Below are 20,381 nucleotides of genomic sequence, written 5' to 3' on the forward strand. Positions count from 1 at the left end.
GGCTATCGGCAGGACTGGGGCAGGTTGAAACATGTTGTAGAGCGCTGAACGTTTATTATCGAGACGCGGACTTCTGAGCTTGGTTTGTCGGAGGAGCAGATCGCCCTGAGGCAGATGCTCGAACGAAGGGAACGAGAATACATGCTGGCGACCGCGAGGACGAGGATGAAGTCCTCGATAGAGAGCCTTGACGTGGGAGATTTCCATGTCGAGAAGCTCGGGCAGGGAGACTCCTTCGACCTCCCCAGGTGGGTCGTGGACGAGCTGGTGGAACAGGGGCTCGCCGAGCCCGCGGAAGCGCCGTTCGAGAGCGAGATATTCGGCGCGCTGAGCAGGGAGAAGATGATGGGGCCCCTCCAACTGTCGAAACTCCCCCAGGACTTCTACGTAAGGATGAGAAGGAGGCTCGCGGCGCTGGGAGGCGCGTCAGGGGAGGGGAAGATGAGGAGGGAAGATTTCGAGAGGCTGAGGGCAGTCTGCTATGACCTGGTCGGGATAAGGCTGAGCAAGCTTTTGTCGCTCTCTAGTTCCTCGGTCCCCGCGTCCACCCTGTCGGACAAGCTCACCCCCGAGGAGAGTTCCTTCTTCGCCCTCTCCCAGTCCCTTTCAAAGGAGTGGAAGGCGGGACTCCTAGGAGGGGTGGCGTAATGGCGACCCTGGCAAGCGGAAAGCTGTCTGAGCAGTTCGAGGACTTCCTGAAATCGGTTACCGATAGGGGAGGTAACCCTGTGTACCGGGCGAAGATCTCCCAGCTCATCTCGTCTGAGGGGAAGTCACTCGTGGTCGAGTTCGGGGACCTGCTGAGGTACAACAACGACCTTGCGAACAGGATCCTGCTGGAACCGGATTCTTCGCTCGCGTCGTTCAAGATTGCCGCCTTCGAGACCATGAGAAGCGAAAATGCCCTCTATGCTGACAGGGTGAAACGGGAGCTGTCGGTAAGGCTCCGGGGGCTCTCCGACCTGGTCGCTCTGAGGAAGGTGGACACCTCCTACATCGATCACATGCTTGCGATCTCCGGGATGGTCGTGAGGACTTCTGAGCTGAGGCCGATGATGACAGACGCCGCATGGGTTTGCCCGAGCGGCCACCTCACTTACCAGGAGCAGGATGACCTGATGCTAAAGAGGCCGCCGAAGTGCGAGCTCTGCGGAGAAGTGAGGAACTTCGAGCTGGACAGGAGGCACAGCAGGTTCATCGATTTCCAAGTCATCCGCATCCAAGAGCTCCCCGAAGAACTCCCGCCGGGGCAGCTTCCGCAGTTCTTCGATGTAAACGTGGAGGGGGACATCGTGAACATGGCCAGGCCCGGGGACAGGGTGGTCCTCACCGGCGTGGTCAGGGCGGTCCCAGACTATACCGTCGGGCAGGTCAGGACGAGGCTGTTCAGGTCTCAGATCGACTGCAACCACGTTGAGGTGAAGGGGAAGGAGCCGGAAACGATCCTTGTCACCAAGGAAGACGAGGAGCTGATCAGGAAGATTGCTGACGCCCCTGACGCCTACGACAGGCTGGTGAACTCAATAGCCCCGGTCATTCTCGGGCACCTCCCCGAAAAGGAGGCGATACTCCTGCTCCTCGCGGGAGGAAGCGCGACGCAGCTTCCAGACGGGACGAAACTCAGAGGGGACATCAACACGCTTTTCGTAGGAGACCCTGGTTGTCTGGTTGCCGACGAGAGGATTGCCCTCGGGAACGGCGCAATCGCGAAGATTGGGGAAATCGGCTCGTCCCACCTACAGCCACTCGACCTACAGGTCCTCACGGGAGAAGGAGGTGGTAGACGGGCTTGGGCGAAGAGATTCCACCTCTATCGGAATCAGCCTACCATTGAGATCGTGACGGAGAGCGGCAAGAGCGTCAGGGGGACTCCGAATCATCCACTCTTGGTGGTGGGAAATGCTGAAGGCGTTCCCTTCAGGCGGTGGACGCGTCTGGACCGACTGAAGGTCGGGGAGAGAGTGGCCGCAGCGACATATATTCCTTGCACAATCACCGGCTATAGGCCAACTGGGTTCAGAGTCTACCAGCCTACACGCGGGCCCAGGTTCAGGGGAAGGCTGCCCCACGTAGTGGACGAGGGCCTGGCAAGTTACCTGGGCTACCTCCTGGGAGACGGATACGTGGACAAGTACAGCGCGGTGGCTACGATTGCTGAAGCTGAGATTGATCTGCTTCCCCAGTTGGAGGGGATGATAACTCGCCTGTTCGGGGTGACACCGAGACTAACCCGTCGCCTCAGAGCCGACAGAAATGTCGCGATGACTGACCTGTACCTGAATAGCGAGTGCGTCGCATCGAACCTTGCGTTCCTGCGAGTCAAGCGCGTTCCAGACATCATTTTGACTTCAAGCAACAGGGTGGTCTCCTCTTTCCTCAGGTGGCTCTTCGAAGCTGATGGTACTGTGTTCTCGAAGGGGAGGGGTCGGAGGGCAATTGGCCTGAAAGCCAAGAATCTCGAGCTACTACGCGATGTCCAAGTTCTGCTCCTCAGGTGGGGGATTCACTCCCGAATAGTCGGGAATGCGCTTCTGATAAGGAGAGGGGAAGACATCGTCAGATACGCGGAACATATCGGATTCGCGTCTAAGAAGAAGGCGTCGAAACTCGAAGGACTTGCCCGGGACGCCAAGACCTTCGGCCGAGTTCACAAGCAGCTGAGCGAGCGGATTGTGGCCGTCTACTCCCGCCCCGCCACCGATGTTTACGATATCGAAGTTCCTGACGGCCACCGGTTCATAGCGAACGGACTGATTTCACACAACACAGGGAAGAGCGAGATGCTGAAGTTCGCCGCTCAGGTCGCTCCCCGCGGGCTCTACGCCTCAGGCCGGGGCACCACGGCGGCCGGCCTTACGGCCGCCGTAATCAGAGAGAAGAACGTCCTGATGCTCGAGGCGGGGGTGGTGGTCCTGGCTGACCTGGGCATCGCATCCATCGACGAGTTCGAGAAAATGAAGCCCGAGGACAGGACGTCACTTCACGAAGCGATGGAACAGCAGTCGGTGACCATAGCCAAGGGAGGGATCTACGCGACGCTCAATGCTAGGACGGCTATCCTCGCGGCCAGCAACCCGGTCCTAGGGAGGTACAACCCCTACCAGAATCTGATCGAGAACATAGGGACCCTCCCCCTTCCGCTCCTCAGCCGCTTCGACCTCATTTTCGTCTTCAGGGACCAGCCGACGCCGTCTGAGGACGAGATGCTCGCCAGCCATATCCTGGCCGTCCACGCCAGGAAGTCCTATGCCACGGCGCCCCCCATCGAATTCACCCTCCTCAAGAAGTACCTGACCTACGTCAAGAAGGTGTCACCGGCCCTAACCCCGAAGGCCATGGACAGGCTGAAGGACTACTATCTCCAGTTGAGGAGGGCCGGGGGAGCTGAGGACTCTATACCTCCGACCCCCAGGACCCTAGAGGCGCTGATCAGGCTGTCGACCGCCCGCGCCAGGGTGCTGCTGAAGGAAGAAGTGTCCGAAGAAGACGCCCTTGGCGCCATAGCGCTGATGAACAGGATGGTACAAGACGTGCTGACTGACACAGCAACCAAGAAGACCGACTTCGGCATCCAGCTCGGGAAGCCGGTCGGAGAGACAAAGAACCTGAGGTCTGCGCTCGACGTACTCAAGAACCTGGAGGGAGCGGACAAGAAGGCCGTGGAGAGGAGGGTGTTCAAGGAGGAGCTGATGAAGGCGAAGTTCTCCGACGAGGACGCCGAGAAGATGATCAGGACGATGTTCAGAGAAGGAATGGTCTACGAATTCAAGCCCGGGTTCTTAAGACGGCTGGGCAGTTAACCTGCAGGTGGCGGCCGTTTGAGGCTAGAAGAGGTGAACGTTCCCGACGAGCTCCTCCAGTACATCCGGGGAAAGGGGATTATCGAGCTCTACCCCCCTCAGGAGCAGGCGATTCTCGCAGGGCTCCTCGAAGGCAAGAGTTTGGTGGTATCATCCCCCACGGCCTCCGGGAAGACATTGCTCGCCCTGATGGCCGCGTATCTGAAGGCAAAGGTGCAGCGGAAGAAAGTGGTGTATCTCGCCCCGCTGAGAGCGCTGGCGTCAGAAAAGTATGCGGAGTTCTCCGAATTCTCGGCGTTCGGCCTCAGGACCACGATTTCGACGGGAGACTACGACTCGTCGGGAGAGTCGCTGGGAAAGGCAGACATCATCGTCTTGACGAACGAGCGCTTTGACTCGGTGATGCGGCATCGGGTCGGTTGGATTAACAGTGTCGGACTCTTCATAGCGGACGAGGTTCACCTCGCGGGGAGCGACCACCGGGGGCCAACCCTGGAAATGATTCTGACAAAGGTGCTCCACTTGGGGCTCGACGCGCAGGTGCTCGCCCTCTCAGCTACCATCAGCAACGCGGGGACCGTCGCGTCGTGGCTCAGGGCTGCCTCCGTGGAGCTGAACTGGAGGCCTGTCCCTCTCAGGGAGGGCGTGTACGACTATGGGAGGGTGGTCTTCGCTGACGGTGAAGAGGCCCCCATCCCCCGGTCCACCTACGGCCCGCCCATCGACGTGGCGATGGACACCCTCAGAGGAGGAGGCCAGGCGCTCATCTTCGCCAGCACTAGGAGGAGGGCAGTCAGCCTGGCTACAAGGGCGGCGGAGCTGACGCAGAGGAGCCTTACCCAGGAGGAAAGGAAGGCAGCGTCCGAGGCATCTAGGAAGATCCTAGCTTCGGGGGAGGAGACGAGCCTCAGCAGACTGCTTGCGGAGGTGGTGGCGAAGGGTTCCGCCTTCCATCACGCCGGGCTAGAGGCCGAGCACAGAAGGATTGTGGAAGAATACTACCGCGCCAGGGCGATAAAGGTCCTCGCGGCCACTCCGACGCTCGCTGCCGGAGTCAACCTCCCGGCGAGGCGGGTTGTGATAGCAGACATGACGCGCTACGATGCGGAACACGGAGGGAACGCGGAGATCTCCATCCTGGACTACAGGCAGATGGCCGGGAGGGCGGGGCGCCCCCAGTACGACGACCACGGCGAAACCGTGATGGTACCTCCTCCCTCCCAGCCGGCCGCTGACTTCCTGGAGCACTACACCAGGGGACCTCCGGAACCCATCAGATCGAAGCTTGCGGGCGAGCCCGCGATGCGCTCACATAGTCTGGCGACAATCGCCACGTGGAGGGGGGTCTCCAAGGCGGACCTCGACAGCCTGTTCCGTAAGACTCTGCTCGCCATCCAGATAGAGGAAGGCGACCTGACGAAGCTTACAGAAAGGGCACTCGGGTACCTCCTGTCAGAGCGTCTGGTGGAGTCTCGCGGGGGGCTCTTCTACGCGACGGATTTCGGTATGTTGGTCTCTGTGCTCTATGTCGACCCGGCCACAGCCGTCCTGTTCAGGGACTCGGTGAAGCGGGCGGAGCCTGGGAAGGACCACACAGCAGGGCTGCTCGACCTCGTTGCCTCGACCCCCGACTTCGAGCCTAAGTTCCCCCTCAGGACTAAGGACTACGACCTCGCCATCGCATTCATGGAAGAGCACGGTCCCGAGATGCTGAAGAGGCACACCGCCAGGGAGTTCGCCGACTACGACCGGGCTCTGCAGGACATGAGGAGCGTGATGGCCCTCCACGGGTGGATCGACGAATGGCGCGAAGAACAGCTGCTCGACAGGCTCGGGATAGAGCCTGGAGACATGCACAGGGCCGTCGACAACGCCGAGTGGCTGCTCCATGCCCTGGGCGAGCTGTCCAAGCTCTTCAAGCTCCCTGACATGGTGAGGCAAGCAGACCTGCTCAGGAAGAGGGTCGCGAGCGGGGTGTCAGAGGAGCTGGTAGAGCTGACGGCCCTGAGCGGGATCGGGAGAGTCAGGGCGCGGGCCCTTTTCACGGCCGGGTTCAGGACGCTGGAAGACCTCAAGGAGGCCCCCGCGGAGAAGCTGGCGGCCGTGGACAAGGTCGGCGCCTCCATGGCCAGGAAGATCAAGGAGCGGGTGTCGAGACGGTGAAAGCCTTTCCTGGGGAGTTCGAGGGCCGCGCCCAAGTCCTTGCTGGGAAGATCAGAGGAGCCGTATCAGAGGCAGTGCGGGGGGAGAGCAGAGTAGCCGTGGCCTTTTCCGGGGGGGTGGACAGCGCGGTCCTGGCTAGGTGCGCTGCCGCCGATGCCGCGGTCACTGCAGTGGCCGGGTTCGCCGTAGGCTCTAGAGATGCAGGGACTGCGAGGAGGGCTGCGGCTGCACTGGGGGTCGAGCTCGCGACCGTGGAGCTCACCCCTCAGAACGTATCGAGGGAACTCGAAGCGGTCGACCTGCCGTTCCCACCGACCCTCATGGACCGGAGCCTGTGGTGCCTCTATGCACTCGTATCGCGGAAAGCCCGGGACGAAGGGGCCAAGGTGATCCTACTCGGGCAGATGGCCGACGAACTCTTCGGAGGGTATGCGAAATACTCTGAGGCGATGGAGAAGGCAGGGGACGCAGCTGCCGAGTCCCTCATGTCTTCCGACGCAAGGGAATACTCTGGAAGGGGGAAGGAGAGGGACGTCAGGGCGTGCAGCCGCTGGGCTGAACCGAGGTTCCCATATGAGAGACTGGCGTCAATCGCCGGTGAGATTCCGCTTGCCTACAAGATCTCAGGCGGGGTAAGGAAAGCGGTTCTCAGGAGGGCCGCGGTCATCCTTGGTGTCCCCGAAGAGGTGGCCGAAGCCCCCAAGAAGGCTGCCCAGTACAGTTCCGGGGTCCAGAAACTTGTGGCCAGAGCACCTTTTAACGCCCCCGCCTGAAGGCGCCCCATGATTCCTTCGCCGCAACCCAAGGGAAAACTGGTAGGCTTCAAGCCGCTGCAGGAGAGGTTCAGTTACTACTCGCTCGATGACGGGACCGTACTGGGGATAAAGCCGGCAATGGTGAAGGTCTACAGGCTCCAAAACCCTGACAACAGCCTGGCGTTCTCTCCCGATGGGACACCTGCCTATTTCTACACTACCCAGAACATAACGCAAATCCTCGCCCCAGAAGAGTACAAGTCCCTTAAGGGCGACGGCATCACCGAATGAGCGCGGAACCGTACATTTCTTCGCAGGACTCGGCGTTGTTCAGGGAGGCCCTGAGCCGGTACGCCGGAGACGCTTGTATCGAGATAGGCGCGGGAAACGGGGGCGGCCTCTCGGTGCTTTCAAAGAGATTCAAGACCGTGGTAGGGACGGACATTGTAAGGCCATCGATGGACGACTGGCGGGCTGGAGCCAGCTTCCTCCTCGCTGACGGAGCTTCCTGCATTCGCAGCTCGAGCTTCAATCTGGTGGCGTTCAACCCTCCGTATCTGGAGGAGGAAGAGACAGGCGACGCCGCGGTGGAAGGAGGGCATGGGCTTGAGGTCCCAAAGAGGTTCCTGCGCGAGGCGCTCAGGACCGTGAAGAAGGATGGTACGGTCGTGTTCCTTCTCAACGACCAGGCCGACCTTGCCGAGATGGAGGCCGCCTGTGCAGAAGGCGGTTTCAGGCTCCGGCGACTGTCCTCGTTGAGGCTCTTCTACGAAGAGCTGTCGGTGTATGAGGCGGCAGGGACCGAGCCGAAGGCGACGAGGCCCATTTAGCGCGTCACGAGGGCCCCCGCTGAGGGTGCGGTTTCCAGTTCTGAGAATCGCCGTTCCGCGTATATACTACACCACCCTAATTTTTACGGATGCTCAGGCAGATTACGCTTCAGGTCAAGGCCGAAAACAGGCTACAGGATGTGGCGAAGGAGAACGGGGTGAAGCTTGAGGTCGTAGACTGCAAACCGTTCAACGGGACGGGCATGTCTCTTCTCCTCGAGCTGCGCGGGGACGCCAGAAGGGTCAGGGCCGCCGTCGCGGGGATCCGCAAGACGGGAGGGGTCAGGCAGGCTGTGGAGGGGGAAGGACAGGGGAACGTGTACCCGCTCCTCGTGGTCCTAGACAAACCTGCGGTCTGTCGTGCGTCAAGCGACGCCGCAATAGTGTGCCTCGACTGCCCCCTGAACTTCGATGGGAGCCCGTCCTCGTGGAGGTTCATCGTCAGGAAGACGAGCGACTTCCGTCAGGTCATGTCGAGGCTGGACAAAGAAGGGGTCGATGCGAAGATAGAGGACGTGGCACCGCTCGAAAGGAAGGCCACGCTCACCCCGAGGCAGAAGGAGATCATGGCTGAAGCCGTGGCGCGAGGCTACTTCGAGTTTCCTAGGCGGATCAGTCTTACGGGACTGAGCGAGCTCGTGGGGGTGAGGCCTTCCACTCTGAGCGAGATACTCAGGAGCGCAGAGCGGAGGATTATGGCCACCGCCCTCGGAATCCCGTTCCAGGAAGACCAGGCATCCCTGAGGCAGCTGGCGCCCTGACGCGAGCCTTGAGCTACTTCGAGCACACCCGCTGCGCCATCTCTTGTGTCAGTCGAGCACGCCCGCGTCAGCGGACCAGTCCGGACTAGCCGGCCACGAGGACGGCGCCGAGCACCGTGATAGCGACGAGCAGTCCGAGGGTAACGTAGGATGCAATGTGGGTGAGCCTTCTCACCCTCTTCACGTCATCGAGCCGTCCCTCAGCGACAAGGCGCATTATCTTCCTGCCGTGGTAGATGTTGTTGGCGTACATCAGCGAGACGGCCAAGACCACCAAAACCATTTTCGCCAGCAACACATCCCCTGCGAACGTCGAGAGGAGGAGAGAAGGGGTCCCCAGGTAAGGCGCCGCCAGATACAGCCCGCTCAGGAGGAGTGCCACGACAGCGCCGTGGGTGAAGTAGGCGAACCGCTTGGCTATCCTCCCGACCATCCGCGTCCGCTCGGCCTCGTCCTTGGCTATCTTGTAAGACGCGGGCCAGACGACGAACCAGATGAAGAAAGAGCCGCCGACGAATATCATCGCCGCGAACAGGTGCACCCAGAGGACCAGGGCGAAGAGCAGGGACATGCCGACACCGTCAGAAGGAAGAGCCCGCGAGGAAGCATGCCGGGTCCGAGCCGAGGGGGTCTCCGCTCCAAGCGTAGGATCTGGCCCTGCTCCCGCCGCAGACATCGGAGAAGGCGCAGCGACCGCATGGGCCGCTGAACTCCCTTCCCCGTATCTTCTGCAGGAGCGGGTCCGTCCTGTAGACGGCAGCTAGGTCGTCCTTCTTCACGTTACCGAGGGGCACCGGGAGCAGGCCCCCGGGGCTGATGGTCCCATCGTGAGCGACGAAGATGATCCCGTCCCCGTCCAGCGTCCCCCTCGGACCGAGGGTCGAGGCCGCGAGCTCGCCTCCGGCGCCGTCGAGTCCCTCTTTCATCTCCAGATAGGCCTCCTCGTGCCAATACTCGCCCTCCGCTCTCCTCCTGCTCGCAACCCTTCTGATGAAAGGCGCTTCGACGCATCTGACGACCATCCCCAGCCGCGAAGCGTCGTAGGCGAGATTGCAGGCGGTCTCGTACTCCGAAGGGGTCAGGTCAGCGACGCCGGATCCCCTCCCCACTTGAATCAGGAAGAACAGCTCCCATATCTTCACCCCCAGTCCCTTGACCAGGTCGAGCATCTCGGGGAGCTCGCGGAGGTTCGCCTTCATGACTGCGGTGTTGACCTGGACGTTCACCCCGAGCTTTATCGCTGCCTTAATCCTCTCGAGGGTCAACTCGAAGGTCCCGTCGACCCGCCTTATCGAGTCGTGGGTCGCGGGGCGCGCGCCGTCCAGGCTGATGGAGATGGACGACGCCCCCACGTCGCGAAGGCCGGTCAGGAAATCGTCGGTGAGGTTCCTGCTCACAGCCGGGGAGACCGCGAACGGCACCCCGGAGTCCCTGGCGTACGCCAACAGCCTGGGGAGGTCCCTCCGCATCAACGGGTCCCCCCCTGTGAAGACCAGGACAGGGGGCCGGCCGCCGAAGGACTTGACCTGGTCGATCACGCGCGTCCCCTCCTCGGTGGTCAACTCTCCGGGGACCGGCCCGAGGATCGCCGACGCCCTGCAGTGAACGCATGAGAGGGGGCACGCCTTGGTTGTCTCCCAGAAGACCAACACCGGCCTCTCGGAAAATGGCATTACAGGTTCGCGACTTTCCGTCTGGGGGCCAGGTATTTAACGGGTGTTAGGGTTTTTGGACGCTCGAGCTCCGCCGAGGGACATGGTCCGAGGCGCATCGCCAGCGATTTCTGCAGCCTCCTGCGTCCAGCGGTCGTGCGACTGTCAGTCTCGACCCTCCTTGTCCTCAGCATCGTGGTAGACCCGCACCGGAGCGACAGGCTCCGAACCTTTTTCAGGGCTCGGACGCATGGTTCACCTCTCTGCGCCATTGAGCGGTTCCCCCATCGGTACGAGAATCAACCGGGTACTCCAACAGGGCTACCTTGCGAAATGGGTGGTAGTCGGCCTCCTGATCGGGAGCATCGCAGGAGTGGGGGCCGTCGGGTTCTACATCGCCATAGAACTCGTGAACAACCTGATGCTGGGAGGGATTACGGGGTTCTTTCCGCCAAACCCCGCCGGTGAGGCGGCTGCCCCGCTCACGGTACACCCCAACTTCCTCCTCATCCCGATTTCTACGATCATAGGGGGGGCGATTGCGGGATTCATAGTCTACCGCTTCGCCCCCGAGGCAGAAGGCCACGGGACTGACGAAGCGATCGCCGCATTTCACAGGCGGGACGGGAAGATCAGGAGAAGGATTCCGCTGGTGAAGGCGGCTGCCTCGGCGTTCACCATCGGGTCCGGAGGGAGCGGCGGAAGGGAAGGGCCGACCGCACAGATCGCCGCCGGTTTCGGGTCATTCATCGGTGACCTGCTCAAGCTCCCGGTCAAGGACAAACGGATAGCAGTAGCTGTGGGAATCGGGGCAGGGATAGGGTCGATCTTCAAGTCCCCCTTCGGCGGCGCCATCCTTTCAGGAGAGATACTGTACAGCGGAGGGGACTTCGAAGTGGAGGCCCTGATTCCGTCGTTCATCGCTTCCCCCGTCGGATACATAATATTCGCGTCCTACACAGGGTTCACTCCCATATTCGGCTCCGGACTGACCTACTCGTTCAGCGACCCTAGGAGCCTCCTGATCTATGCCGCACTCGGGATCGTCTGTGGGCTCGTGGGACGGCTCCACACGTACACGTTCTACTCGGTCAAGGACCTCTTCGCCCGGTTCCCCGTCACCAGGTATGCTAGACCCATGATAGGGGCGGCAGTCACTGGCATTATCGCGGTTTTCTTCCCCCAGGTGGTCGGCCTCGGCTACGGCTTCCTCCAGATCATGATCGACGGCAACCTTTCGCAGATAAGCGCCAACTACCTCGCCCTCCCCCTCCTGGCCGTCCTGGTCGCGGTAATCCTTCTGAAGATAACGGCCACGGCGTTCACCGTGGGTTCCGGAGGGAGCGCGGGCGTGTTCGCACCTTCGCTCGTGATAGGGGGGTTCGTCGGTGCCGCTTTCTGGATCGTCATGAATGGGCTCCTCCCCGGATGGATACCTACCCCTGCACCGCTGGTCGTGGTCGGGATGATAGCCCTCTTCGGGGGGGTGGGCCGCGTCCCCATTGCCGTGATGCTGATGGTCAGCGAGATGACTGGGACCCTGAACTTGCTCCCGCCAGCGATGGTCGCCGTAGTCGCCGCCTACTTCATCACGACGCCGAAGTTCACCATCTACAGGAGCCAGGTCCTCAGAAGGTCGGACTCCCCGGCGCACAGAGGGGAGTACAACGTCCCACTCCTGACCAAGATCTTCGTATCAGACGCCATGAACCACTCGGTCTTCACCCTCTCCCCGACCGACACGGTGGCCTCCGCCTACCAGGTGGTGGTGGAAAAGGGATACCGGGGGATTCCGATAGTCGAAGCCGACAAGGTGATCGGAATCGTGACCGTTAGCGACCTTCAGAGGATACCTCGGGAGCAGATGGGGGGCACACCGGTGAAGGATGTGATGACCCAGAACGTCATGGTCGCCCATTCTGACGACTCTCTGCTCACCGTACTGGAGATGATGACAAACCATGGGGTGGGCCGGCTCCCAGTCGTATCAGGGGAATCAGAGAGGCTTGTGGGCATCATAACTAGGACCGACGTGATACGGGCATATGAAAGGGCGGTGATGCTGATGTCGAAGTCGGAGCCCACATGAGGCGCTGCTCGCGACCTGCCAGGGCCGCACCGAGGCGGGCCAGCGGGGCCCATTATGGGTTTGGATCCCTCGTTGGCCCTCTGCTCTGGAGTGTGCACAAAGTATCAAGCGGCGTTCGTCAGAAAACGCGTCCTGGCGAGCGCCGTTTTCAACTAGCCTTGGTCGTCTGGAGTTCATCCTCAAGTGATCGGAGGCGACTTGAAACCCGTCTGAGGCTCGAGGGCCTGCAGGACTCGACCACCCAACCGCCTTACTCGCCGTGTGTATGTGGTCATACCACGCCCGCACAGTTCTGGGTACCCGGTTACCTCAGTACTCCTCTCTTTATGTCCAATCTGTTCTGCTTGTCCAGCTTACTCGTTACAACGCGAAACGTAATCGTGAGGTCGCGGGCTCCATCAGCTACGGTGTCCAAGTTCCCCAAAACCCCGGTCAGCCAAAGGCGTTTCTCTATCTCGTAGCCCTTTCGAGAGGAGACCCTCGTGTAGTGACCCATGATCCGGTCCACCTCCTTCTCGCGCTCTACAATCACGGCGCAAGTCCTGTCCACCAAGGCCTTGTCCTTTCCAAGGTTCCGTACGCAGGTCGAGGTATCCTCCGCGAGATGCCGTATCTGCGATGCAGCGCTCTCAAGCAACTCAGACTCCTCCTCATCCAAGCTACGTCTCCACTCCAGAAGTAAGCACGTCCGCTCAATGAGGTCCGACATCCTGTCCAACTCCCTCGCCATCTGAATAAAATGACCGGGGTCGATTGGGAAGACTTCTAGGTCCATGATGAGGCTCGCGGACTGGTCGAAGGCTGAATCCACGTCCTCTTCAATCCCTTTAACCTCACTCAGTTTCTTCTGCAAATCATGCTCAGTTGTCTTGGGGAGCGAGCGGATCAGTTCAAGCATCCCTTCCGTCAGCTTGATGATTCCATCTGTCATCAGCAGAAGACCGTCTGATACTCTGTCGATTTCGCTCAGAAGGCGTTGACCTCCTCAAGGGTGATCAGGCCGTTGGTTCCAACCATCTTCTTGACCGGCGCGAGCACTTCTTGGACTTTTTCGTATTCGCCAACAGTCTCAATGATGATCGGGAGATTGACTGACAGTCCGAGCACGTCAAACCTAGCCGCGCCGCGGACACCGTAACCTTTGACTCCCTGGACCACGGTAGCACCACCTATGCCGTGCTCCACGTAAAGCGCGAGGAGTGAGTCGGCCAAGCCTTTCCCTCTGAACTGGTCATGTGATCGGGCTCTCACGGTGAGTTTCAACATCCGCTTCATCGGGGGCCTTGGTTCGGCCACCTGCTAGCCGCCTCCCGCGATCAGCAGAACCACTGCCCTCCCAAGGAATATCGACAAGACCGAAAGTCCCAGGTTCAACCCCATGTCGGCGGCTGCCGTGATGAGCATCCCCGTGTCCATAAGGTTTGCAGACTCGAAGGCCAGCGAGGACATGGTGGTGAAAGAGCCGCAGAACCCTATGCCAAGCAAGAGCACGAAACCGCCGCCCAGGCCAAGCTTCTGGACCGCAGCCATGACGACGCCCAGTGCAAGGCTTCCGATGACGTTCACGGTTAGCACGGATAGTGGTAGGTTTCCCCAGAACATACTTCTGCTCGTGATGGCATAGCGTAGCGTAGCGCCGACCACAGCTCCCACCGCCACGTAAAGCAAATCGTATCTCAGATTCAACCGCTCACTTGTTTTTGTATAGTAGAAGCTATTGGCCCGTTACGCACGAGCGGTTACGGCGAGCTTCACCGCCAGAACAAGGGTTCTTGCGTTGGCACTTAAACTGCTCGCCTGCGGGGGTCATAGCTCAATATACTGTCCAAGAAGTCAAACTGCCTTGGGCGGCCGCTTCGAATAGCCGGAGTCGACTTCTTTCTATCACACGGAATCGATTATGAGCTATTTGATAACGGGCCCGGTGGGATTCGAACCCATGGTCTCTGAGGCGCATGTCTTCAGCTCCGAAGGCTGACGCCTTAATCCGTGCTAGGCTACGGGCCCGGTTAGGCGCGCCGGCCTCGTCTAATTAAGCCATGGCAGCGATGCTGTTCGCGAAGGGAGGCTCGAGGATTCCCCTCTCTGTTATCATGGAAGTGACCAGGTCGGGAGGTGTCATGTCGAAGGCGGGGTTGGCCACCGGGATTCCTTTGGGAGCTATGCGCCGCCCCCTTATTCGGACGACCTCGTCAGCCGCCCTCTCTTCGATGGTGACTTGGTCGTGCGCCCGGACCAGGTCGAATGTGGACGCGGGCGCGGCAGGATGGAAGGGGACGCCGTGTCTCTTCGCCAGCACGGCCTCCTGGTAGGTCCCGATCTTGTTGAAGACGTATCCGTCCCTGGTAATCCTGTCTGCTCCGACCACGACCCTATCCACGCGCCCTAGGCTGAGCATATGGCCGACGGCGGTGTCTGAAATCAGCGTGCAGGGTATCCCGTCGTGTGTGAGCTCGAATGCGGTGAGCCTCGCCCCCTGCAGCGCGGGGCGGGTCTCCGGGACTATGACCTTGACGAGCTTCCCCTGCTCCACCGCTGCCCTGACCACCCCCAGCGCGGTGCCGTACCCGACTGTTGCGAGCGCGCCTGCATTGCACTGGGTGAGTATTGTGTCCCCGTCATGTATTAGCTCCGCTCCCCGCCGGCCCATCTCCCTGTTGACCCTGACGTCTTCATCCTCCATCTTCATCACCTCGGAGGACACGTCCTCCCTTGCGCGTCCCACAGTAGGCGCGGCCCTGGCCTTCTCCATGACCCGGTCGACCCCCCAGAACAGGTTCACGGCGGTGGGCCTCGTAGACTTCAGCAGGGACGCGCTGGACTCCATGTCCCGCAGGAGGTCCGGGAGGCGGGAGGCCTTCGAGCGGCGGGCGGCAAGGGCCACCCCCATGGCCGCGGCCACTCCAATAGCCGGTGCGCCTCTGACCACCATCGTCCTTATCGCCGAAGCGACCTGCTCCGGGGTGGAGTATCGTACATAGGTCAACTTGGATGGAAGGGCCGTCTGGTCGACCATCTTGATGCGGTCCCCCTCCCAGGTCACCGTCCTGAGGGTGAAGAAGTCAGCCATGACCTCCGAACGGAGCGGAGTGCACAAAAGGGTTTCCGGTTTCTCCCCCAATCACCTTCAAATAGAGTCAGGGCGTGTCCGGGTTCCGTTGCAGGAGGAGCACACAGGAGGAGCCGAAGTCCGACCCTTCGAGGGAGTCATCAGGGACAGAGGGGTGAAGATAATAGACAAGGAGAGGTTTGGAGAGCTGGAAGAGTCGGGATACGGCACTCGGGAAGGGGATGTGCTCGCCCTGAGAGATTACGAAGCGTTGTATCTCCTCTATTCGAAGAAGCTGCTCCTGCAGGGGGAGCGGGGCGACGTGAGCTTCGAAGAGCTCGCGGAGCTCTCACAGAAGAAGGAGCGAGACTCGTGGACGAAGTTCGTGATATACAGGGACCTCAGGAGCCGTGGGTACACCGTGAGGGAAGGGTTCGGGTTCGGGACTGATCTCAGGGTGTACGAGCGCGGAGACTACCCCAAGAAGCCGGCGAAGTACGTCGTCTTCGCTCTGGACGAAGGGATAGAGAAGGGGATGTATGACCTCCAGAAGTCGGTCAGGGAGATGGCCAAGATGGGGAAGGAGGCCATCATCGCCGTGATTGAAAGGAGAGGGGAGGTCATCTACTACAAGGTGAGCAGGGCAAGGTTCTGACCCAGATGAACGCCAGAGGGGCGCTTGACCTGGTCAGGCCGGTCAACTGCGCCATGATCGGGTTCGCGGTGATCATCGGGGCGTTCGTGTCCAAGCCGCCGACCATCCTGGTCGCACAGCTGGCGCTGGGGTTCCTGACCGGGTTTTTCATCTGCGCCTATTCGATGGTGGTCAACGACGTATATGACGTGGAGGTCGACAGGATTAACAGGCCCGAGAGGCCGATTCCCAGCGGAAGGGTCACCGTCCAAGAGGCAGACAGGCTCTCCGTCGCCGCCCTTGCGGCGGGTATGGCGTGCTCCATACTTTCGCTCAACCCGCTAGCAGTAGCGGTTGCAGCAGTCTACGCCGCGCTGTCGTGGGTTTACAACAGCCGGGCCAAAAAGTCGGGGCTTCCGGGGAACATCATAGTGGCTTCGTCCCTCGCAATCCCATTCATCTACGGAGGGGCCGTCGCGGGAGGCGCCGTCGCCGGCTCCCTACTCCTACTCATGGCTCTCACCGCCTTCTTCTCCGGGGTAGGGAGGGAGGTCGTCAAGGCCATGGCGGATGTCGAGGGGGATGCCCGCAGGGACGTCGACTCCGTCGCCAGGAGGAGGGGGCTCGGCTTCGCTTCGCGCGTCGGGGCGGGGTTCTTCTCCCTAGCCGTGCTTACGAGCTGGGTCCCGCTCCTGACCGGGCTCGCCAACGAGGTCTACACCCTGGGCGTGGTCGCACCAGACGTGATTTTCGTCTATCTCGCGGCTGCCATCCTAGTGCGCGGAGACCCGGCTAACGCGTACAGGGTCAAGAACATAGCCCTGGCCGGAATGACGGTCGGGCTGCTTGTCTTCATCGGAGGGGCGCTCTAGCCTTGTGGACGGAGAAGCACCGGCCAAGGAAGCTCGAAGAGATGGTGGGGAACGAGGAAGGGAAAGCGAAGCTCGCTCTCTGGCTGAAGAAATGGAAGCCTGGCGGGAGGGCGGCGCTGCTGGTCGGCCCCCCCGGGACGGGCAAGACCACCACGGTCCATCTGGTAGCCGACGACATGGGGCTGCAGCTGGTGGAGCTGAACGCCAGCGACGCGAGGACCAAGGATAGGCTCGACAAGAAGCTGGGAGAGGCCATCTCCAGCACCAGCCTTCTGGGAAGGACCATGGTGTTCCTGGACGAGGTCGACGGCCTCGCCGGGAGGGCGGACTACGGCGCCATCGATTTCATCAAAGATGCCGTGAAGAAGAGCGAGAACCCAGTGGTCATGGCGGCCAACGACCCCGACTCTGACCAGGTGAAGAAGCTGGGGAGCGCCGTGACCAAGATCGAATTCAGGAGGGCCGATCTCCAGGTGGTCCGCCAGAGGCTGGAGGCGATAGCCCGTCTGGAGGGGGTCGACTTCGGTCCGGGCGAGATCGAGGAGCTGGCCAGGGTAGCGAACGGAGACCTGAGGGCCGCTATCAACTCCCTGCAGGTGGGGGTCCCGGCGCGGAGGGACGAGGAGCTCACGGCGTCTGAGTCGATTAACGCGTTCTTCGACGCGACCGACGAGGGGGCGGCCCTGGCCGCACTCAGGGCCTTTCCAGGTCAGCCGAGGGAGAAGGTCAGGGACCTGTTCACCTCGGTGGTCAGGTCAGGAATCCACGAGGAGAGGAAATCAGAGGCCCTCGACGTCTTATCTCGTGCAGACATTCTCCTGGGGAGGATGATGCGCGGGAAGGACTGGAGGCTTTTGCGATATCTGGACCCTACGCTCGCGTCAGAGCTCTGGAGGTCTCTCGGGGACGGGGGGCCCAAGTACACCATGGACGCCGTCCCCTGGCCTCTGCAGCTGAGAATCTGGAACGACTTCAGGAGGCTAAAAGAAATCGCGTCAGCCGCCGGCCGGAGGCTCGCGATCAGCCAGAAGGGGTTCCTGGTGGAGGACATGCCGTTCGTCATCATCCTCTGCTCCGATGAGGGTTTCCGTGATTCTCTTGTTAAGAGCCTGAACCTGGACGAGGGCTACGGCACGTTTCTGGCGAAGGAAGCGGCGAGGAGGACCGGGCGCTAGCTGGGGAGCGCGGCAGCGGCCGTCCCTCCCGACTCCTTCCAGTCTGCGTAGAACCTCGAAAGGGCGCCCGTCAGTGGGTTCTCGGGGTCCACCCGGAATATCCTTATCCTGTTGAAGCGCTTCTCCGTGATGAGCCCCGACTTGGTTAGGAACTCCAAGTGCCGCACGGCGGCGCCGTGAGACAGGCCCGACCTCCGCGTGATTTCGGAGACGTTGAGTTCCCCGGTCTCCAGCATCACGGTGAGTACCTTCGCCCTCCCGTAGGAGGACATCAGCTCCTCAAGCTCTAACATCTGCGACCATCCCCTTTTCGAGCTCGGCCATCAGCTCCTTCGCCGAGACGAGGGAGAGCCCTATCATCGTAGTCCTCCCCCGGACTCCCTTACCAGAGAGCTGGGTCTCGATGATCCCTTTCCTTGAGAGCTCGCTGATGTCGCTCCACACCTGGGTGTGGTGGTATGCGGCAAGCTTCATGTCCTCGCAGAGGGCGGAGTAGCTCTTCTCCACTTCCCCGATGGTAACGTAGGCCGAGCCTCCCTTTTTCAGGAGGGCGGATGCCGCCAGCAGTAGCAGCTTCTGGTGCATGGTCAGGTAGGCCAGCTCCTCCTTCCTGAGCTGAGGTGGGAGCGAGGCTTTGGCAGATCTTATGTGCTCTGGGAGGACCCGCGGCGACCCCGAATCGTCCGCCAGTTTCCCCGCCCTCCAGATCAGATCCAGGGCGTAGCGAGCGTCGCCGTACGTCCCCGCAATATCGGCGGCCAGCTGAATCATGTCGTCGTCAAAGCAGCCGTCGTTGAACGCTTCGACCCGGGAGGCGAGGATGTCTGCGAGCTGCTCCGACGGGTAGCCGTCAAGTACGATCTCGTTCCACTGGAGCGAGCTGAGCGTGCTCAGGTCCACCTTCTTGAGGTAGTCGGTCGTCTTGGATATCAGGACAGACGACAGCACCTGACTCCCGGGCGCCATCTCTCTTAGGCGGGTGATGATATACAAGGAAGACGGGTCGGAGAGGACCAGGGAGTCGACCTCGTCGAAGGCGATGACGAGGTGCATCCGGTTCGTCCTGAGCTCCTCGACCAAAGCGGTCAACAGTTCCTCGAAGCTGTACCCTCGGGTCGGGTAGTTCTGGCCGAGCGACTTTAAGGCCTTCACCATTATGGCCTGGATGGTCCTATCTATCCTGCAGTTGACGTGCACGACCTTTACGAGATTTCCGTAGAGAGAGGCCTTCCTCGGCAGCGACTCGAGGAGGAGCTTCTTCGCCAGCATGGTCTTTCCCGAGTTATGCGTCACGGTGAAGTCGTCCAAGAGATATCGCCTGTCTCCGTCGACCCGGAAGCCGAAATACTCCTCTTCCCCTAGAGGTTTCAGCGCGAAACCGGTCCTTAGGACGCTCATCTTCTGCTTCCGCAGTGGCGCCTGTTTTCGCTTGACCCTAGTGGGAATCTTGGAGATGTCCCCCGAGATCCCGACCCTGTACTGCGGCCCTTTACGACCAGACTGGTCGTGAGAAGACTTCGCCCTGACGAAGGCGTAGAACCCTAGGCTCCGGGCTACAAATGCCGCGTCCTCAGCCAGCTGTCTCGATTCTGTGATGTAATCGAAGGACCCTGTCTCCAGGCTGCCGTCTGCGTCGAGCAATCCAGCCAGAACTTCGGAGCGTGTCTTTCTCGAGCCGAACTTGTACTGGAATGGGATGAACTTCGATTCAGCTGTCATCTTGTAGAGGCCCAGCGCCATCAGGTCCTTGGCCAGATCGTTCAGTAGCGTTTGGCCGCCTGTCCTCCCCACCATTAGCGTGCGTTGTTGAGCTTGACCTGCCGGGTACTGGCGTGTTTTCGGCGCGTATTTTTCAGACTGCTCCTTTACGATTGTTGCAATTTCCGCGTCCGCCGAAGTGATGCCTGTGCTGCCATGAGTACCCCCACCACCCCCTAGACATATGCCAAGGAAATGCGGGTCGATGGGTCCTTCCGGTATCTTCGGGAAGTCGGCTCCGGTCCTGACTAACTTGTACAACGCCTTAGGACCAACGTGCAGCCTTTGGAGCTTCAGTAGCTCGCTTACCCGGACATCCTTGACAACCCCGTCCGTGCCGTCCGATGGCTTTCGTGGGCATTCCCTCGGTCGGGCCTGTATGACAGTGAGGATGTGGTCTTCGGAGACGACGAACGGTTTCCCCTTGAAGGGTTGGACTTCGACCATTTTTCCAAAGCCATGCACCGTCTCAAGCACTCGTCTCGGTGTGCTATCTGGACCCATCAACAAATCTCCTTGAACCACATCTTCGACGCGTTTCATTGGGCCGTTGAACGTCAGAACGAGTTGTCCCTTTCTGTGGCATCCCACCGGACCCGTTATCATCACCGTCTGGCTCGCCTTCGAGGCGTTCTGCGCCACGCCCTGGAAGTAGAGCTCTAGCTTCTTGAGCTGCGCTTCGCGGTGGGGAATCTGGTGAGGGAGGTACTCCTGAAGGAGTACCGATTCGTCCCTGAAGACCGAGCGTGGTGGTGTCATAAGGGTTGAATCATCTTTCCAGTTTCTTTTATAACCTTAGGCATGCACTTGATAGAACCAAGGGTAGAGGGTTCGCCGAAAGTA

19 protein-coding genes and 1 tRNA gene are annotated in these 20,381 nt (G+C 60.7%); 11 read left to right on the plus strand and 9 right to left on the minus strand.

Annotated elements, in window-relative coordinates; genetic code table 11:
* Window positions 1-84 precede the first annotated feature (84 nt).
* The 7 genes from JRN21_07465 (at window position 85) to JRN21_07495 (ending at window position 8,309) form a co-directional block, all read left to right on the plus strand.
* Window positions 85-648: a hypothetical protein gene (locus JRN21_07465; GenBank protein ID MDG6989150.1), complete on the plus strand. Its 564-nt coding sequence runs from the start codon at window positions 85-87 to the stop codon at window positions 646-648.
* Window positions 648-3,800: an ATP-binding protein gene (locus JRN21_07470; protein MDG6989151.1), complete on the plus strand. Its 3,153-nt coding sequence runs from the start codon at window positions 648-650 to the stop codon at window positions 3,798-3,800. The genes JRN21_07465 and JRN21_07470 overlap by 1 nt, the downstream gene beginning before the upstream one ends.
* A gap of 18 nt (window positions 3,801-3,818) precedes the next feature.
* Window positions 3,819-5,963, plus strand: coding sequence for a DEAD/DEAH box helicase (locus JRN21_07475; protein ID MDG6989152.1), 2,145 nt, complete (start codon window positions 3,819-3,821; stop codon window positions 5,961-5,963).
* Window positions 5,960-6,736: a hypothetical protein gene (locus JRN21_07480; GenBank protein MDG6989153.1), complete on the plus strand. Its 777-nt coding sequence runs from the start codon at window positions 5,960-5,962 to the stop codon at window positions 6,734-6,736. The genes JRN21_07475 and JRN21_07480 overlap by 4 nt, the downstream gene beginning before the upstream one ends.
* 9 nt (window positions 6,737-6,745) lie before the next feature.
* The gene (locus JRN21_07485; GenBank protein MDG6989154.1) at window positions 6,746-7,009 is read left to right on the plus strand and encodes a hypothetical protein; all 264 of its coding nucleotides are present in this window, start codon (window positions 6,746-6,748) and stop codon (window positions 7,007-7,009) included.
* A complete protein-coding gene (locus JRN21_07490) occupies window positions 7,006-7,548 on the plus strand; it encodes a hypothetical protein (protein MDG6989155.1) in 543 nt (180 codons plus the stop codon). Before JRN21_07485 ends, JRN21_07490 begins: the two co-directional genes overlap by 4 nt.
* A gap of 89 nt (window positions 7,549-7,637) precedes the next feature.
* Window positions 7,638-8,309, plus strand: a complete 672-nt coding sequence (locus JRN21_07495; protein ID MDG6989156.1) for a helix-turn-helix domain-containing protein — start codon at window positions 7,638-7,640, stop codon at window positions 8,307-8,309.
* Window positions 8,310-8,394: 85 nt separating this feature from the next.
* On the opposite strand, the gene JRN21_07500 is transcribed toward JRN21_07495, so the two are convergent.
* Entirely contained in the window at window positions 8,395-8,880 is a 486-nt protein-coding gene (locus tag JRN21_07500) for a hypothetical protein (protein MDG6989157.1), read from the minus strand.
* Window positions 8,881-8,890: 10 nt separating this feature from the next.
* Window positions 8,891-9,982, minus strand: a complete 1,092-nt coding sequence (locus JRN21_07505) for a TIGR04053 family radical SAM/SPASM domain-containing protein (protein ID MDG6989158.1) — start codon at window positions 9,980-9,982, stop codon at window positions 8,891-8,893.
* A gap of 250 nt (window positions 9,983-10,232) precedes the next feature.
* Between JRN21_07505 and JRN21_07510 the strand changes: the two genes are divergently transcribed.
* The gene (locus JRN21_07510; protein MDG6989159.1) at window positions 10,233-12,050 is read left to right on the plus strand and encodes a chloride channel protein; all 1,818 of its coding nucleotides are present in this window, start codon (window positions 10,233-10,235) and stop codon (window positions 12,048-12,050) included.
* A gap of 304 nt (window positions 12,051-12,354) precedes the next feature.
* On the opposite strand, the gene JRN21_07515 is transcribed toward JRN21_07510, so the two are convergent.
* The 5 genes from JRN21_07515 to mtnA form a co-directional block, all read right to left on the minus strand.
* On the minus strand, window positions 12,355-12,948 hold the full coding sequence (locus JRN21_07515; protein ID MDG6989160.1) for a hypothetical protein: 594 nt from the start codon (window positions 12,946-12,948) through the stop codon (window positions 12,355-12,357).
* Between the two features lie 68 nt (window positions 12,949-13,016).
* Window positions 13,017-13,346 (minus strand): DUF190 domain-containing protein, encoded by a 330-nt coding sequence (locus JRN21_07520; protein ID MDG6989161.1) that lies wholly within the window; start codon window positions 13,344-13,346, stop codon window positions 13,017-13,019.
* Between the two features lie 3 nt (window positions 13,347-13,349).
* Window positions 13,350-13,736 carry a CrcB family protein gene (locus JRN21_07525; GenBank protein MDG6989162.1) on the minus strand — a complete coding sequence of 129 codons (387 nt, stop codon included), beginning with the start codon at window positions 13,734-13,736 and terminating at the stop codon, window positions 13,350-13,352.
* A 230-nt stretch (window positions 13,737-13,966) separates the two neighbouring features.
* Window positions 13,967-14,057 (minus strand) — tRNA-Arg (locus JRN21_07530).
* A 25-nt stretch (window positions 14,058-14,082) separates the two neighbouring features.
* Complete coding sequence (gene mtnA, locus JRN21_07535) at window positions 14,083-15,120, minus strand: S-methyl-5-thioribose-1-phosphate isomerase (GenBank protein MDG6989163.1); 1,038 nt, start codon at window positions 15,118-15,120, stop codon at window positions 14,083-14,085.
* On the opposite strand from mtnA, the gene endA reads away from it, so the two are divergent.
* The 3 genes from endA to JRN21_07550 are packed head-to-tail and all read left to right on the plus strand — an operon-like array spanning window position 15,119 to window position 17,780.
* Window positions 15,119-15,754: a tRNA-intron lyase gene (gene endA, locus JRN21_07540; protein MDG6989164.1), complete on the plus strand. Its 636-nt coding sequence runs from the start codon at window positions 15,119-15,121 to the stop codon at window positions 15,752-15,754. The two genes, mtnA and endA, sit on opposite strands and share 2 nt — an antisense overlap.
* 5 nt (window positions 15,755-15,759) lie before the next feature.
* Window positions 15,760-16,605 carry a geranylgeranylglycerol-phosphate geranylgeranyltransferase gene (locus JRN21_07545; GenBank protein ID MDG6989165.1) on the plus strand — a complete coding sequence of 282 codons (846 nt, stop codon included), beginning with the start codon at window positions 15,760-15,762 and terminating at the stop codon, window positions 16,603-16,605.
* Window positions 16,606-16,607: 2 nt separating this feature from the next.
* Window positions 16,608-17,780, plus strand: a complete 1,173-nt coding sequence (locus JRN21_07550) for an AAA family ATPase (protein ID MDG6989166.1) — start codon at window positions 16,608-16,610, stop codon at window positions 17,778-17,780.
* Here JRN21_07550 and JRN21_07555 read toward each other — a convergent pair.
* Both JRN21_07555 and JRN21_07560 read right to left on the minus strand, forming a co-directional pair.
* Window positions 17,777-18,073: a winged helix-turn-helix transcriptional regulator gene (locus JRN21_07555; protein MDG6989167.1), complete on the minus strand. Its 297-nt coding sequence runs from the start codon at window positions 18,071-18,073 to the stop codon at window positions 17,777-17,779. The two genes, JRN21_07550 and JRN21_07555, sit on opposite strands and share 4 nt — an antisense overlap.
* Window positions 18,060-20,297: an AAA family ATPase gene (locus JRN21_07560; protein ID MDG6989168.1), complete on the minus strand. Its 2,238-nt coding sequence runs from the start codon at window positions 20,295-20,297 to the stop codon at window positions 18,060-18,062. Before JRN21_07560 ends, JRN21_07555 begins: the two co-directional genes overlap by 14 nt.
* Window positions 20,298-20,381 lie beyond the last annotated feature (84 nt).

Source organism: Nitrososphaerota archaeon (assembly GCA_029785825.1).
Lineage (GTDB): Archaea > Thermoproteota > Nitrososphaeria > Nitrososphaerales > Gagatemarchaeaceae > UBA183.